Annotated in this window: 17 protein-coding genes; 13 read left to right on the plus strand and 4 right to left on the minus strand. The window is 48.3% G+C overall.

Features of this window, described 5'->3' with window-relative positions; translation table 11 throughout:
- Positions 1-342: 342 nt before the first annotated feature.
- A complete protein-coding gene (locus tag FGB90_RS00005; protein WP_138808456.1) occupies positions 343-897 on the minus strand; it encodes a peroxiredoxin family protein in 555 nt (184 codons plus the stop codon).
- Between the two features lie 149 nt (positions 898-1,046).
- Here FGB90_RS00005 and FGB90_RS00010 point away from each other — a divergent pair, with 149 nt between their 5' ends.
- Entirely contained in the window at positions 1,047-1,382 is a 336-nt protein-coding gene (locus FGB90_RS00010) for a DnaJ family domain-containing protein (RefSeq protein ID WP_246055983.1), read from the plus strand.
- A gap of 107 nt (positions 1,383-1,489) precedes the next feature.
- Here FGB90_RS00010 and FGB90_RS00015 read toward each other — a convergent pair whose 3' ends face one another.
- Positions 1,490-2,215, minus strand: coding sequence for a GntR family transcriptional regulator (locus tag FGB90_RS00015; protein ID WP_138808457.1), 726 nt, complete (start codon positions 2,213-2,215; stop codon positions 1,490-1,492).
- Positions 2,216-2,412: 197 nt separating this feature from the next.
- Here FGB90_RS00015 and FGB90_RS00020 point away from each other — a divergent pair, with 197 nt between their 5' ends.
- The 6 genes from FGB90_RS00020 (at position 2,413) to FGB90_RS00045 (ending at position 8,375) form a co-directional block, all read left to right on the plus strand.
- On the plus strand, positions 2,413-3,384 hold the full coding sequence (locus tag FGB90_RS00020; protein ID WP_138808458.1) for a phosphate/phosphite/phosphonate ABC transporter substrate-binding protein: 972 nt from the start codon (positions 2,413-2,415) through the stop codon (positions 3,382-3,384).
- 24 nt (positions 3,385-3,408) lie between these two features.
- Positions 3,409-4,176: a phosphonate ABC transporter ATP-binding protein gene (phnC, locus tag FGB90_RS00025; RefSeq protein WP_138808459.1), complete on the plus strand. Its 768-nt coding sequence runs from the start codon at positions 3,409-3,411 to the stop codon at positions 4,174-4,176.
- A complete protein-coding gene (gene phnE / locus FGB90_RS00030) occupies positions 4,173-5,024 on the plus strand; it encodes a phosphonate ABC transporter, permease protein PhnE (RefSeq protein ID WP_138808460.1) in 852 nt (283 codons plus the stop codon). Before phnC ends, phnE (FGB90_RS00030) begins: the two co-directional genes overlap by 4 nt.
- Positions 5,021-5,830, plus strand: a complete 810-nt coding sequence (gene phnE / locus FGB90_RS00035; protein ID WP_138808461.1) for a phosphonate ABC transporter, permease protein PhnE — start codon at positions 5,021-5,023, stop codon at positions 5,828-5,830. The genes phnE (FGB90_RS00030) and phnE (FGB90_RS00035) overlap by 4 nt, the downstream gene beginning before the upstream one ends.
- Before the next feature lie 45 nt (positions 5,831-5,875).
- Positions 5,876-6,703: a histidinol-phosphatase HisJ family protein gene (locus tag FGB90_RS00040; RefSeq protein ID WP_138808462.1), complete on the plus strand. Its 828-nt coding sequence runs from the start codon at positions 5,876-5,878 to the stop codon at positions 6,701-6,703.
- Between the two features lie 694 nt (positions 6,704-7,397).
- A complete protein-coding gene (locus FGB90_RS00045; protein ID WP_171051633.1) occupies positions 7,398-8,375 on the plus strand; it encodes a CobW family GTP-binding protein in 978 nt (325 codons plus the stop codon).
- A gap of 392 nt (positions 8,376-8,767) precedes the next feature.
- Here FGB90_RS00045 and FGB90_RS00050 read toward each other — a convergent pair whose 3' ends face one another.
- Positions 8,768-9,142 carry a hypothetical protein gene (locus FGB90_RS00050; RefSeq protein WP_138808464.1) on the minus strand — a complete coding sequence of 125 codons (375 nt, stop codon included), beginning with the start codon at positions 9,140-9,142 and terminating at the stop codon, positions 8,768-8,770.
- Between the two features lie 98 nt (positions 9,143-9,240).
- On the opposite strand from FGB90_RS00050, the gene dcd reads away from it, so the two are divergent.
- From dcd to FGB90_RS00080, 6 genes are all read left to right on the plus strand, one after another.
- Positions 9,241-9,798 (plus strand): dCTP deaminase, encoded by a 558-nt coding sequence (gene dcd / locus FGB90_RS00055; protein ID WP_138808465.1) that lies wholly within the window; start codon positions 9,241-9,243, stop codon positions 9,796-9,798.
- 78 nt (positions 9,799-9,876) lie between these two features.
- Positions 9,877-10,875, plus strand: a complete 999-nt coding sequence (locus FGB90_RS00060; RefSeq protein ID WP_138808466.1) for a CobW family GTP-binding protein — start codon at positions 9,877-9,879, stop codon at positions 10,873-10,875.
- Entirely contained in the window at positions 10,876-11,145 is a 270-nt protein-coding gene (gene rpsN, locus FGB90_RS00065) for a 30S ribosomal protein S14 (protein ID WP_138808467.1), read from the plus strand.
- A 136-nt stretch (positions 11,146-11,281) separates the two neighbouring features.
- The gene (gene sufU / locus FGB90_RS00070) at positions 11,282-11,698 is read left to right on the plus strand and encodes a Fe-S cluster assembly sulfur transfer protein SufU (RefSeq protein ID WP_138808468.1); all 417 of its coding nucleotides are present in this window, start codon (positions 11,282-11,284) and stop codon (positions 11,696-11,698) included.
- A 94-nt stretch (positions 11,699-11,792) separates the two neighbouring features.
- A complete protein-coding gene (locus FGB90_RS00075) occupies positions 11,793-12,983 on the plus strand; it encodes a GTP-binding protein (RefSeq protein WP_138808469.1) in 1,191 nt (396 codons plus the stop codon).
- Between the two features lie 167 nt (positions 12,984-13,150).
- Entirely contained in the window at positions 13,151-13,237 is an 87-nt protein-coding gene (locus FGB90_RS00080) for a YjcZ family sporulation protein (RefSeq protein ID WP_138809893.1), read from the plus strand.
- A 50-nt stretch (positions 13,238-13,287) separates the two neighbouring features.
- Here the strand turns inward: FGB90_RS00080 and FGB90_RS00085 are convergent, their stop codons facing one another.
- Positions 13,288-13,542 carry a thioredoxin domain-containing protein gene (locus FGB90_RS00085; RefSeq protein ID WP_138808470.1) on the minus strand — a complete coding sequence of 85 codons (255 nt, stop codon included), beginning with the start codon at positions 13,540-13,542 and terminating at the stop codon, positions 13,288-13,290.
- Positions 13,543-13,745 lie beyond the last annotated feature (203 nt).

A 13,745-nucleotide genomic window follows, 5' to 3' on the forward strand; every position in this document is an offset into this window, starting at 1 on the left:
TGAAAAATCAGGTGGAGGTGGAAGGGGTCCCCCTTCCACCTCCACCTAATAATAAAAAGTAAAAGAAGTTAACGGCATACCCTTGACTAAAGGTAAGAAAGAGGCTGGGACATAAAGAAAGTGTCTAGATTAGAATCCGAACAAAAAGATGATAAGCGGATGAAATATACGCCGACTCCTGCGGGAGGAAAAGCGCAGGTGAGACCCCGCAGGGCGAAGCACGCGGAGGCTCAGCCGCTTCCCGCGGAAAGCGGCGTATATTTCAGAAGCGACTTATCTGCATCGCATATTGATTGTTCGGATTTTCGTCGGTAAAAACACCTCTGTCCCAGCCTCTTCTCTTTAATAGGGCATGTTCGGCTTTTTCACCTGTGAATCAGCCGTTTCAAACTCTTTTTTGTTTTTACGGATGTACTGGACGATCTTCATGAGCGCTTCGGGATCAGGACGCCCGAACGGAGATGTCTGCTTGTGCTGGTAGAGAAGTCGGCCTTCTTCGTCAAGTAAAAAGCAGGCAGCCTCGCCGTGGTCGCCGTGATCTTCGTAGGGGGCGTCCCCGCTCTCATGGTAGTGGACACCGTAGTCCTTCAGCGCCTGGCGCTTCTGGTCAGCGAGCACCGGGAAAGGAAAATCGTGTTCTTTTTTCATGCGGAGAAGGTCCTCCTCCCCGTCGGTGGAAATGCAGGTGAAGTGCACGTCATGATCGTTAAATTCAGCGTGCTGTGCCTGAATTTTTTTAAGTTCCTCCACACAGACCGGGCACCAGGCTCCGCGGATAAAAACGAGAAAACGCCAGCCAGGGCGCTGTTTCATGTCGCTTTCCAGGTCGTATTTTTCAGCTGAAACCTCCTGAAGTGAAACGTTCGGTGTGTGCCGGCCGAGCTTCAGTTCTGCCATGGCATTGCCTCCTTATACTGGGGTTAACTTGTAATTACCCTCAGGCACAGGTGTGTAAACGGTCACAGTTTGTCCATAAAAAGCAGAAGGGGATCGGCCGAATGTGGATAAGTAGTTCAGTAGAAAGATATTTGAAGGGAGTGCTGGGAATGGACTACCGGGATCCGATCGGTGATATGCTGAAGAATTCACAGAACGATGACGAGGAGCTGAAGGGCAAGGGCAAGCCTCTTCCTAAGGAGTACCACAGTCGGGATGTGTTTCAGCAGTTTCAGAAGGTGGCGCGGGAGCAGGGGTTCCTGCCGGAGTGGCTGAAGCTGCAGAAAGACATTTACGCGAGGCTCTGTGCGGGGCCTGATGAGGCGGAAGTGGAGGAGATTAATCTTCTCATCCGCAAGTACAACCGTACGTGCCCGCCGCAGCTGCAGAAAGGGCTCGTAACGGTGGAGAATGCGGAACGCCGGCGGGAAAAATGGGAGTCATAGTCATAGTGTATGGAACGGACGTTAAAGGATCCCTGTCGATATTAAAAAAAGTGACATGAATAAAGAGAGGATGCCTAAAAGAGCGGCACCTCTCTTTAATTTCTTCTTTAGGGCTGACCGATAAGTTCCGCTGTAAAACGGTATCTGTCACTCCTGTTTTTTGAGACGGACCATTCTATAATCTCACCGTTTTCCAGGTAAGTGAGCCGTTCTACGATCAGCACAGGGGAATTGTCTGTTATATCAAGCAGTTTCCTTTCGTCCTCAGTGGGGAGAGCGGCTTCAATGGTGGTTTTCGCTTTTACCATTTGGTATCCTTCACTTTTAATGTGACTGTGCAGGGAGTTTGTCATAATCTCTTTTGTGAGGTTTGGCAGGTGATGGACACTAACGATATTCTTTTCAATGGAAAATGGGGCGTTGTCTGCGTAGCGGATCCGTTTTGTGACCCATATATCCTTCGATTTGGGAATGCCGAGTTTGCGTACGGCTTCAATACTGCCTTTTTGCTTTGTAAATGAGAGGACTCTGGTGGATGGCTTCAGCCCTCTTTCTCTTATATCATCTGTAAAACTCTTCAGTGTGGTAAGGGGCTGCTCCAGTTTCTTATCCTGCACCATCGTGCCTATCCCTTTAAGCCTCATAAGCCTTCCTTCTTCTATAAGGGCATTCATGGCCTGTCTGAGGGTCATTCTGCTGATATTGAATCGTGAGGTGAGTTCTTTCTCGGTCGGAAGTTTATCTCCGGGGTGATAGACCCCGTTGTTAATATCATCGAGAAGAATGTTCTTTACCTGGACATACAAAGGGATAGAGGAGGTTTTATCTACCATGGTTTCACCTTCCCTCACTTTTCTCTAAGGCTATTATAAAGCCTGGTTCTTAAAATTTACAATATTTTTAATAAAATTGTCTAGACATTATTACAAAAATGTCCTACGATAAAGGTGTAGAAAATATTCAGAAAAAGGCGAACCATACTGTTTGTGTAAGCGCTTTATAATTTCTTTGGAAAAAGGAGAGGGTTTCAATGAAAAAGAAGGCAGGATTGCTATCGGTGGCAGCGGGAACAATCGGTTTATCACTTGTACTGGCAGGATGCGGAGATGATGACGCGACCAGTGCAAATGAGGAAGCAGACGGTGAAGGCAGCGAAGCAGCTGATCGGGAGGACTGGCCAGAAAAATTTGTGTACGGCCTTGTTCCCGGAGAAGATCCATCCGTACTTGAGAGCCGATGGGACCCCATGCGTGAATATCTGGAGGACCGCCTGGGCATTGAGGTTGAGTTCTTCCATGGTACCGATTATACAGCCATGATTGAAGCTATGAGAGCAGGTCACGTACATACTGCCCACTTTGGACCGTTTGCCTATGTTCTTGCTAACGAACGCGCAGACATTGAAGCCTTTTCCATGGGGATTAATAGTTTGGAAGACGCAGCATATAACTCGATTATCATAGCGTTGGAAGACTCAGGTATTGATACGCTTGAGGATCTGGAAGGAAAGGACTTTGCCTGGGTGGATCCTACATCCGCTTCCGGCCACCTTTTTCCAAAAGCCCATATCATTAACGAGCTTGGGATGACTAACGATGAAGTGGACGATATGTTCGGGAATGTTGTGTTTGCCGGCGGGCATGACTCAGCCTTTATCTCTGTTCTGAATGGAGATGTTGATGCGGCCGGTGTTGCCGACTTTATTATCGGCAACCTTGAGGACACACACGGCGATCACCCGAACTATGACAATATTAAAATTGTAAGTACATCAGGGGATATCCCGCGCGGACCGGATGCCTACCTCTCTGATCTGCCGGACAGCTTTAAAGAGGAACTTGAGCAGGCATTCTTTGATATGGTGGATCAGCCCGAGCTTGAGGAGTTTCTGTCAGCTGCCAACTTTGAGGCAGGATGGATTCCAGCAGATGACAGCGATTTCGATATTATGAGAGAAACCGCTGCAGCGCTCGGTATGTCTCCAGAAGAGCTGATGAACTAGGATTATTACCAGGGGGGATTTAATATGGGAGAAACCATCGTTGACATTCATAATCTGAATAAAACCTATCCAGACGGGACTGTGGCACTGAAGAACATCAGTATGAAAGCAGAAAAAGGCGAGTTCATCGTCATCATCGGTCCCAGTGGCGCCGGAAAAAGCACGTTCCTCAGATCCATTAATCGGCTGAGTGAACCGACAAGCGGCGAAATTTTATTTATGGGAAAAGACATTGTTAAAGCAGGAAAAAAAGAGCTGCGGACTCTCCGTCGTAATATTGGAATGATTTTTCAGGGTTTCAATCTGGTGAAGCGTTTACCGACAGTAAGAAATGTGCTGCACGGTAAACTCGGGTATATGTCTTCCCTTAAGGGAGCATTTGGGCTTTTTGACCAGGACCAGGTGGAGGAAGCCCTGGGCATTCTTAAAAGAGTGGGGCTTGAGGAGCAGGCTTTCAAACGCGCCGATGAGCTCAGTGGTGGTCAGCAGCAGCGAGTGGCCATAGCAAGAGCGATAAACCAGTCTCCTCAACTGATTCTGGCCGATGAGCCAATTGCGAGCCTGGACCCGAATTCCTCCCGCGTAGTAATGGACTACTTGAAAAAAGCGTGCAGGGAAGAAGGGTTTACTACATTTGTAAACCTTCATCAGGTCGATTTTGCCAAAGAGTATGCCGACAGAATTATCGGGATCAAAGATGGTGAAATTTACTTTGACGGCTCGGGTGATGACCTGACGGACGAGGTTATTGAAGCCCTCTACTCCAAGGAGAAGGAGGCGGTGGCAGGATGAAAACAGCCTCTGTAAACATGGAGGCACCTCCGGGGAATAAGGAGAAACGAGCCTCCGGTCTTTATACCGAGTACAAAAGAAGAAGGAAAATCCTTTTAAAAACACAAGGAACAGTTTTCGGCGTCATCGGCCTTCTGGCTTTATGGTCCCTCTGGGGAACAGGCTTTAATCTCCTCAGTATTATTACCGGCACATATGACATGTTTGTATTCATGTTCACAGACTTGTTTCCCCCTGACTTAACCGCGATTGGAAGCCTGATCGGTCCTGCTCTTGATACGCTTTATATGAGTTATGTGGGCATGGTTATCTCCGTTGTATTCTCTCTCGTACTTGGGATTCTGGCTGCAGAAAATCTAACTCCCCATGTAATTATTGCTAAAGTGAGCCGGGCCATAACGGCTTTCCTCAGATCGGTGCCCGCAGTTGTCTGGGCGATAATCCTCGTAGCAGGGATCGGACTTGGACCTTTAACAGGAACGATTGCTATTGGTCTATCGGGAATCGGCATACTCGGTAAAGCTTATGCAGAAGTTCTCGAGGGGATGGACAAAAACCAGATCGAAGGTGTGAGGGCTACTGGCGCAGGCTGGTTCCAAGTCATGGGCCAGGCGGTGTGGCCGCAGTTTAAGGCAGGATTCGTCTCGTGGTCTCTTTATAAACTGGATATGAATATCCGTGAAGCAGCCATTCTCGGGCTTGTGGGAGCGGGCGGCCTCGGGTATTATCTCCAAAGTTCAATCAGTCTGTTCCAGTACCAGACAGCAGCTATGGCCATTCTGATGATTTTTGCCCTGATTCTACTAGTGGAATTTATAACGGCTAAGTTAAGGGAGCGTATTATATGAAACAGTCAAAGATGGCCAAAATTGAAAAAAAGAAATTCCGGAATACGCTTTATGCCGTCCTTGCATTTGCATTCTTCATTTTCAGCATGCTTCAGCTCAACATCGTTCCCGAAAGGCTGATCCAGAGTGCTGACCGGCTTGCCTATGTGTTTGGCGGCATGTTCCCCCCTGTGTTAAACGAACCGCTCGACGTGTTTGGAGCCGCTGTGGAGTCCATTCAGGTTGCCATACTGGGTACCATCATTGGTGTGATTGTTTCCTTTGTGCTCGCAGTGTTCGCAGCAAGGAACTTGGCACCCTCAAAGACCCTCAGTTTTGCCATTAAATCTTTTGCGGGATTTGTCCGTGCTGTACCTGCACTCATCTGGGCCCTTCTGTTTATCGTAGCAGTCGGTCTTGGCCCAACTCCCGGGATTCTGGCTTTGGCGATCAACTCGATTGGAATGCTTGTAAAAGTATATGCCGAAGCCCTGGAAGAGATCGATATGGGCGTAGTGGAAGCACTGGAGTCAGCAGGAGCATCGAAGCTTCATGTCATTATGCAGGGTGTAATTCCCTCCATGCTCAGCGCGTTTATTGCCTGGTCTCTGTTCCGGCTGGACGTGAACATCCGCTATTCGGCCATACTTGGGGTAGTGGGAGCCGGTGGAATTGGCTGGGAGCTTGTAAAAGCAGCCCAGATGTCACGTTATGATGAAGCATTGATGGTCACAATGGTGATCTTCCTAATGGTTATGAGTGCGGAAGTCATCTCTGAATTTATGAAAAAGCGGGCAAACTCCGCAACAGCACAGGCAGTGAAATAAGTGCCCGTAGCAGCAGAACTTTAACCCAAAAGATAGGATGATTGGATGTATATTGATTATCATACACACCATGAAAGGTGCGGGCATGCCTCAGGAACATTAACAGATATAGTGGAAAAAGCAATCAAAAAAGGGCTCGACCAAATTGGTCTGTCCGATCACAGCCCGCTGTTTATGGAGCCGGAAGACCATGCTAATCCAGGCATGACCATGGCCAAATCGGAATTTCCTTCCTATGTTGAAGAAATGGTGAGTATAAGGGAAAAGTATAAGGACAGGATTGATATTAGGCTTGGTGTGGAGTCAGATTATGTAGAGGGCTGGGAGGAACATTACAGCGCTATCTATGAACGCTATCCCCTTGATTATATTATCGGTTCCGTTCATTATTTCGATGGGTTCCACGTATACGATCCACGACGGTGGGATCGAAGCGGGATTGACGTAAATGAAGAATATAAAAAATACTTCACACTAGTTCAGAAAGCTGCCCGGAGCGGAATGTTTGATATTCTGGGCCATATTGATGCAATTAAGGGGTTAAATTATAAACCCGATCAGAATCAGACAATGCTCATGAAAGAGACAGCTGACTGCATTGCAGGGAACGATGTGGTTGTGGAACTCAACACATCAGGACTGCGTAAATGCAGAGAAATCTTCCCATCAACGGAAATGCTCTCCCTTCTTCACAGCAGGGGGGTTCAGTTTACATTCGGGTCGGATGCACATTCTCCCGAAGAACTGGGATATGGATGGGAAGAAACAGTAAAGGTCCTAAAGTCCATTGGGGTCAAAGAAGTGGCTACGTTCAAACAACGGAAAAAGCAGATGATCAGTTTAAACAGCCCTCTGGCTGTGGATAGTTTCTGACCAACTCTTTAATGCTGGTTTTTATGGTTTGAATCTTCCTGACTTCAAGGGAGGGGCTCCCGGTAAATATAGCCGGGAGTCTTTTTTCTCTGGCAATGTTTGTCCACTCACCAAGAATTTTTCTAATTCCCGTTTGGGTGCAACCGGATTTTCCGTGCGGAGGGGGGATTTCCTGAATTCCCCCCCCTAAAACGGCTCCTCTTCCAGATCCTGCAGCTCCTCAGTAACGCCGATGGCTTCGAGAGCAGTTCCGGCAAACTGAATCCATACACCGGCAAGAATTTTGCTTTCGGCAGCACTGAGGCTGGGACTTGTATCATTCTCTGCATTATTTAATTTTATCTGAAGTTCACGGATACTTTCGCGGGAAACGTTGCCCTGTTCGTCAAGGATTGCCTTGCTGAAGCCGGGTTTTTTCTTTTTTCTGCGAGATAGATATTGTATATTCCTCCGGAGTACAGTCTATCCAGGAGTATACTATGAGTGAAGCTGCCTGCCACCGTTATAAGCCTTCGTTCAGCCTGTATAACGTAGTGCGGGTAAGTGATTTTGGCGTTAACCCTATGGGAAAAGGATAGTCATAGTGAGATCCATCACGGAGGCAGGGTACAAAGGCCCTTGAAGTTGAGGGCGTTTGCTCTTACGATTTAAATCGTAATGATTTTGATTTGAATCAAGACTGGAGTGAATGATTGTGGGGAAAATTCCTATCATGGTACTAAGCGGCTTCCTGGGCAGTGGTAAAACGACGCTTTTAAAGCGAGTGATCCGAAAAGCAGAAGAAGATGGCCTAAAGATCAGCGTCCTGATGAATGAAATCGGCCAGACTGACACGGATGGACGCATGTTGACAGAGGAAGCGGATCTCCCGGTTGAAAAGCTGCTTGACGGGTGTATGTGCTGCAACAAGAAAAGCGAAGTTTCGGGAGCTGTGCTTAAATTGGCAGAAACCCAGCCGGATCTGATCGTCGTCGAACTCACCGGTGTAGCTGACCCTGAGGAGGTGGCCGACGCACTTTCCGAACCGATACTTCTGGACAAGGTCTATCTTCAAAGAATTGTATCGGTGCTCGATGGGGAAAACCTCCTCGATTACAGCAGTATTTTTACCGCGGAGAGGGAGATTGTACGGACAATCCGGAAACAGATGACATATGCAGATACCCTCATCGTGAACAAGGAAGATCAGGTGACTCCTGAGAACCGTGAGAAAATCAGCCGCCTGATCGCTAAGGAAAATCCCGAAGCCCCGGTGACTTTTACGAGCTACTGTAATGTGGATCTCTCACAGACTGTTTTTGGCGGCAGTGGAAGAGACAGAAAGGTGAATGCAGCAGAGCCGCACGACAGCCACGACCATAAAGCGAGAGTCACAACAGTTAAGCTGAACTTCCCGGGACCGGTAAAAAACAAAAGGGCAGTTGAGAAGTTTATAAAATCACTCAGGCCCCGCCTAGTAAGGGCAAAAGGATACGTGCCCGTGAAAAAAGAAGACAGGCTGTTTCTGATGCAGCACGTGATGAAAAAAACGTACTGGGAACGTGCCGAGGAGCCGGGGGAGTCGTATCTGATTCTGATCGGAGTCCACCTTGATGAAGAGGAAGTTAAAAAAGTATGGGAGAACGTAAAGCCCGAATCACCTCATAACGCCGGTGAAAGGAGGCAGATATGATACGAAAAAGCCTGTCTCATATCATAACGCCGGTGAAAGGAGGCAGATATGATACGAAAAAGCCTGAATCGCATCATAACGCTGTTGAAAAGAAGAGATATGATACGAAAAAGCCTGAATCGCATCAAAACGCTGTTGAAAGGAGGCAGATATGATACGAAAAGGCCGGAATCGCATCATAACGCTGTTGAAAAGAAGAGTTATGATAAGAAAAAGCCTGAATCGCATCATAACGCCGTTGAAAGGAATCAGATATGATACGAAAGGGCCCCAATCACATCATAACGCCGGTGAAAGAAAGAGGTTATGATGTAAATCTGCTCAACTCCAAAAACCATATGCTGCTCTCCTGCCTAGTCTGAATCACAATAAACAGCTCTGTTTAAAGTTTGTCAGCGAGCGTTTTTCCCCTCTGTATTCAGAAGCATGACCTTTGTATATTCACCAGAGCACAAGCCTCGCAGCCTTAATTCATCTGTGTAGTCTGTAAAAGTAAGTCCGCGGATCAGATCAGGAAGGCGGTCGCTCAGGTCAGCCTCGATCTTCTGCACAAGATCATATACATCCGCCGGATCCATAAAGAACTCACGTGCGGCTTCCATAATGGGTGAATGATTCTGCAGCAGCTGGACGTAATGATTTTCGGATACTGCTTCATCTGCGAGAATGAGTTCCCGCTTTTCAACAAAACGGAAGATACTTCTCGCAGGTTCATCCAGACGTTCAATATATAGGGTACGGGCAAATTCCACTCGGGCCTGCTCCATCCTTATTCCTCCACTCACATTCAGAGTTTAAATCGTAACCGTTTCGATTTATAATGTATTTAACCATATATTATTCAAACATGTAAAGGGGTATGTCGATGATTTTATCCGACCGTACGATACGCAGCATGATCAGTAAGGGCACTCTCAAGGTTTCCGGACTCTCGGAAAGCCAGATCCAGCCCGCAAGCGTGGACTTGACCCTAGGGACTTCTTTTCGGAGGATGCATCCCCATCAGGTGAGCGTGATTTCCCTGGAGGAGCCGGTGGCAGAAGAAGTGTTTACAAGCGAACGGGTAATTATGCCTCCCCAGTCGTTTCTGCTTGCCACCACAAACGAAGTGATCGAACTGCCCGCAAATGTGAGCGCTTTTGTGGAAGGGAGGAGCAGTATCGGACGGATGGGGCTGTTTATCCAGAATGCAGGATGGGTGGACCCGGGTTTTAAAGGGGAAATCACGCTGGAACTATTCAACGCCAACCACGTGCCGATTGAACTCCACTCAGGACGAAGGATCTGCCAGCTTGTGTTTGCAGAGATGGATCAGCCCGCGGTAAACCCCTATGCCGGTAAATACCAGGGGCAGAAGGGCGCAACAGGGAGCCGAATCTATGAGGACGTGGAAAACCCGAGAATGAACCGTTTGACAAAGTAAATCGTATCGGTTACGATTTAACCTGTAAATCGAAATGATTACGATTAATTGCGTGTGAACAAACGGCAGGTGAATGCAATGAATGAGCAGGACACAAAACGGATCCCCGTCACGGTTCTGACCGGTTTTCTGGGAGCGGGGAAGACGACGCTTCTGAACCGCATTTTAAAAGACGAACAAGAGGAGCGGATCGCAGTCATCGTCAATGAGTTCGGTGATGCCGGGATCGATCAGCAGCTCGTGATCGGAGCTGATGAAAACATCCTTGAACTGAATAACGGCTGTATCTGCTGTAAAATACGCACCGACTTAATTGATACGCTTTACGGGCTTGCTGCGGCGGTTTATGAGCATGGGCATGAGCCAATTGACAGGGTGATTATTGAAACGACCGGACTTGCTGAACCTGCACCGGTCGCCCAGTCATTCTTTGTGGAAAAAGAGCTGTCGGAGCTTTACCATCTGGACACGTTTGTTACTGTGATCGACAGCTACCACTTTTTCAGGCAGCTGGAAATGCACGAGGAAGCGAGGAAACAGGTGGCTTTTGCCGATGTGTTTGTGGTAAATAAATCGCAGCTCGTTTCGGCTGAAGATCTCGATCATGTAAAGAAGAGGCTCCGGGAGATGAACCCGGGTGCCCCTGCTTATGTGATGGATTGTGACGAGGCCGACCCTGCAGTGCTGATGAACCAGTTCACATTTGACCTGAATGAGAAGCGTCTGCTCGATCCGGATGCCGGTGGTGGACACCATCATCACCATGGTACAACTGCCATTGTTCTCCGGTCCGATAATCCGGTGGACATGAAACGATTTGAACCGTGGTTTGAGGAGATCCTCGATGAAAAAGGGGAGCAGATGTACCGGTTCAAAGGAATTCTGTCGGTGGCCGGTTTCAATCAGCGTCTCGTTTTCCAGGGTGTGCATATGCTGTTCGCCGGAAGAGCCGGCAGCAGGTGGGAGCCGGATGAACACAGGTCCAGTGAATTTGTCATTATAGGAAAGGATCTGGACCGTGACTGGTTCCAGTCCCGTTTTGAAGCATGCTGTATTACTGAAAGGAGGGTTGACTAAATGGCGAAAAAATCCATGGTGGCACGCCAGAAAAAGCGCGAGCGTCTCGTTGCCCAGTACGCTGAAAAGCGACGTGAACTGAAGGAAAAAGGCGACTACGCAGCACTTGCGAAGCTGCCGAGAAATTCGTCACCTACGCGTCTCAATAACCGGTGCATGGTGACAGGAAGGCCGCGCGGATATATGCGCAAGTTTGAGCTTTCCCGGATCAAATTCCGCGAACTCGCCCACAAAGGGCAGGTTCCCGGTGTGAAAAAATCAAGCTGGTAAACCAGTGTTGTTTTACGTGCGCAGGCTCCAGAGCAAGTGTAAGTTTTATTTACCAATCCCCCTATATATACGAGGTGTCCAATACAGGAATTGGGCACCTTTTTGTTCTATGATCATTCTTTTCAGGAGGGATACAATGCTTGATGATCTTTACAGACAGCTGATTATGGAACACTCCCGAACAAAGCGGAATCACCGGGAGATTGACAACGGAACACATATTCACTATAAAAACCCCACCTGTGGTGATGTAATGACACTTTACTGGAAGTGGGGCCCGGATGGAATACTGGAAGACGTGAGCTTCGTTGGGGAAGGGTGCAGTATTTCCATGGCATCCTGCTCCATGATGACGGAAATGGTGAAAGGGCGGAGTCTGGAGGAAGTAAAGGCAATGCGGGGAGCTATGGAGAAGCTGATCCGGGAAGGAAAGGAGCCGGGGGAAATAGACCTTGGTGACGCCCTGTCACTAGCAGGCGTACACCGGCTCAGGGCACGTCACAATTGTGCACTGATGCCGTGGCAGGCGCTGGACAGAGCGTTCCTTAAGTAGGGGGTCCGCAGATAAACCCGGGTTCATCGTATATATCAGATCATTTTCAAATAAAGAAGAAATTCCGCAGGAAAGACGAGAGGATGGATGACAAATGGAAAAAATACCGGTAACGGTACTGAGCGGTTATCTGGGCGCAGGGAAAACAACGATGCTTAATCATCTTCTTCAGAATAGAGAAGGCATCCGGATTGCAGTAATTGTTAATGACATGAGTGAAGTGAATGTGGATGCCGAACTTGTTGAGAAAGGGGGCTTCAAACGGACAGAAGAGAAGCTTGTGGAAATGTCCAACGGCTGCATCTGCTGCACCCTGCGTGAAGATCTGCTCGTGGAGGTGGAGGCACTGGCGAAGCAGGGGGACATCGATCACATTGTCATTGAATCGACCGGCATCAGTGAGCCGGTTCCTGTGGCCCAGACCTTTTCCTATATCGATGAGGAAACCGGCATTGACCTGACCCGTTTCTGCTATATCAACAACATGGTCACGGTGGTGGATGCTTACCGCTTCTGGCACGATTACGAATCAGGAGATACCCTTCTTGACCGAGGCGAGGCTCTTGGCGAGGACGACAGGCGCGAGGTGGTGGATCTGCTGATTGACCAGATTGAATTCTGCAACGTTCTTGTAATCAACAAGACGGATATGGTAGAACCTGAGCAGCTCCGTGAACTTGAGGGGGTTCTCAGAAAGCTGCAGCCGGAAGCGGAAGTTATCCGGACAAATTATGGGGAAGTAACGGCATCGGATATTCTGAACAGCCGCCGCTTTGACTTTGAGAAAGCAAGTCAGTCCGCAGGGTGGATTAAAGAGCTGGAAGCACCTGAACATACTCCGGAAACTGAGGAATACGGCATCTCAAGTTTTGTCTACCGCAGAAGACTGCCGTTTCATTCGGGAAGATTCGCTTCCTGGCTAAGCACCTTACCAAAGGCCATCGTTCGGGCCAAGGGCGTAGTCTGGTGTGCTACACACAACCAGTACGCTCTTATGCTGTCACAGGCAGGTCCGTCAGTGTCCCTGAACCCCGTGGCTTACTGGATCGGTGCACTGAGTGAGGATGAACAGGTGAAGTATGTGCAGGCAAGTGAGCAGCTCCAAAAAGAGTGGGATCCGGAATTCGGCGACAGGAAAACAGAGCTGGTGGTGATCGGTGTGGATCTGGACCAGAGCGCCGTGGAAAAAGAGCTGGACCAGTGTCTTTTAACGCCTGAAGAATTTGATTCCGACTGGATGGAACTCCCGAACCCATTTGGAAAAGTGACAGCTGCCCAGCAGTAGAGAGACAGTGGAACTGTTTTTACAGGTTAATCCCAGCAGACAGAAGCAGAACTTTCAGGTATTAAAAACAGGGCAATTATTAAAAAACGGGTTAATGTCCCTCTTCCGCAATTGACCCTCCGGGCGTATAGATATAGTGAATCTTCATCATTCCGGAGGTGAAGGAAATGTCACACGTAGGACATGGCGGTTTTGCGTTTATCGTCGTTATTTTCGTGCTGCTGGTCATCATCGGCTGCGCTTGCGCGTACTAGGAGTCGACTGCGGATAAAGCTGAAGGAAGGTGCCGGGGGCACCTTCCTTCTTACATTAGAATAATATTTCGGTACGTATAGTATGTTTCATCGCGGTAAAAAAGCGGCATCCCCTCACTTCTTGACTCCGGAGGAATTTGTCTGAGCAGCTGGGGTTCTTCAAATACGGTGACGGCTGTAAACGGAATTCCCCTGTTTCGCAGGTGCTGCATGGCGTGTTCGCATTTATGGCACCCGGGCAGTACGATGAGCGTCTCTTCGGGAACCCCGTGAACATCCATTCCAGGCGGCTGATGACTGGACAAGCTGACACCCCTCTCAGTAATGTGCAGACCACTTATCGCAGTGAACACCCGTAATCGGGCATTATTTGATTTTATGTACAGGAAATTAGTTTAGAACTAATAAGAGAGGCGAATTTTCTGAAAAAACATTGACGGAAGCAGAAGCATAGACTAAAATGAAATTGATAATCGTTATCAATTAACGCCGGTGAACGCCGGCTTTA

This window comes from Alteribacter natronophilus (assembly GCF_006007885.1).
Classification (GTDB): Bacteria; Bacillota; Bacilli; order Bacillales; family Salisediminibacteriaceae; genus Alteribacter; species Alteribacter natronophilus.

Coding starts and splice junctions, on each gene's coding strand:
- FGB90_RS00005 (WP_138808456.1), bottom strand. CDS start 897: ATGGCAGAACTGAAGCTCGGCCGGCACACACCGAACGTTTCACTTCAG.
- FGB90_RS00010 (WP_246055983.1), top strand. CDS start 1,047: ATGGACTACCGGGATCCGATCGGTGATATGCTGAAGAATTCACAGAAC.
- FGB90_RS00015 (WP_138808457.1), bottom strand. CDS start 2,215: ATGGTAGATAAAACCTCCTCTATCCCTTTGTATGTCCAGGTAAAGAAC.
- FGB90_RS00020 (WP_138808458.1), top strand. CDS start 2,413: ATGAAAAAGAAGGCAGGATTGCTATCGGTGGCAGCGGGAACAATCGGT.
- phnC (WP_138808459.1), top strand. CDS start 3,409: ATGGGAGAAACCATCGTTGACATTCATAATCTGAATAAAACCTATCCA.
- phnE (WP_138808460.1), top strand. CDS start 4,173: ATGAAAACAGCCTCTGTAAACATGGAGGCACCTCCGGGGAATAAGGAG.
- phnE (WP_138808461.1), top strand. CDS start 5,021: ATGAAACAGTCAAAGATGGCCAAAATTGAAAAAAAGAAATTCCGGAAT.
- FGB90_RS00040 (WP_138808462.1), top strand. CDS start 5,876: ATGTATATTGATTATCATACACACCATGAAAGGTGCGGGCATGCCTCA.
- FGB90_RS00050 (WP_138808464.1), bottom strand. CDS start 9,142: ATGGAGCAGGCCCGAGTGGAATTTGCCCGTACCCTATATATTGAACGT.
- dcd (WP_138808465.1), top strand. CDS start 9,241: ATGATTTTATCCGACCGTACGATACGCAGCATGATCAGTAAGGGCACT.
- FGB90_RS00060 (WP_138808466.1), top strand. CDS start 9,877: ATGAATGAGCAGGACACAAAACGGATCCCCGTCACGGTTCTGACCGGT.
- rpsN (WP_138808467.1), top strand. CDS start 10,876: ATGGCGAAAAAATCCATGGTGGCACGCCAGAAAAAGCGCGAGCGTCTC.
- sufU (WP_138808468.1), top strand. CDS start 11,282: ATGCTTGATGATCTTTACAGACAGCTGATTATGGAACACTCCCGAACA.
- FGB90_RS00075 (WP_138808469.1), top strand. CDS start 11,793: ATGGAAAAAATACCGGTAACGGTACTGAGCGGTTATCTGGGCGCAGGG.
- FGB90_RS00080 (WP_138809893.1), top strand. CDS start 13,151: ATGTCACACGTAGGACATGGCGGTTTTGCGTTTATCGTCGTTATTTTC.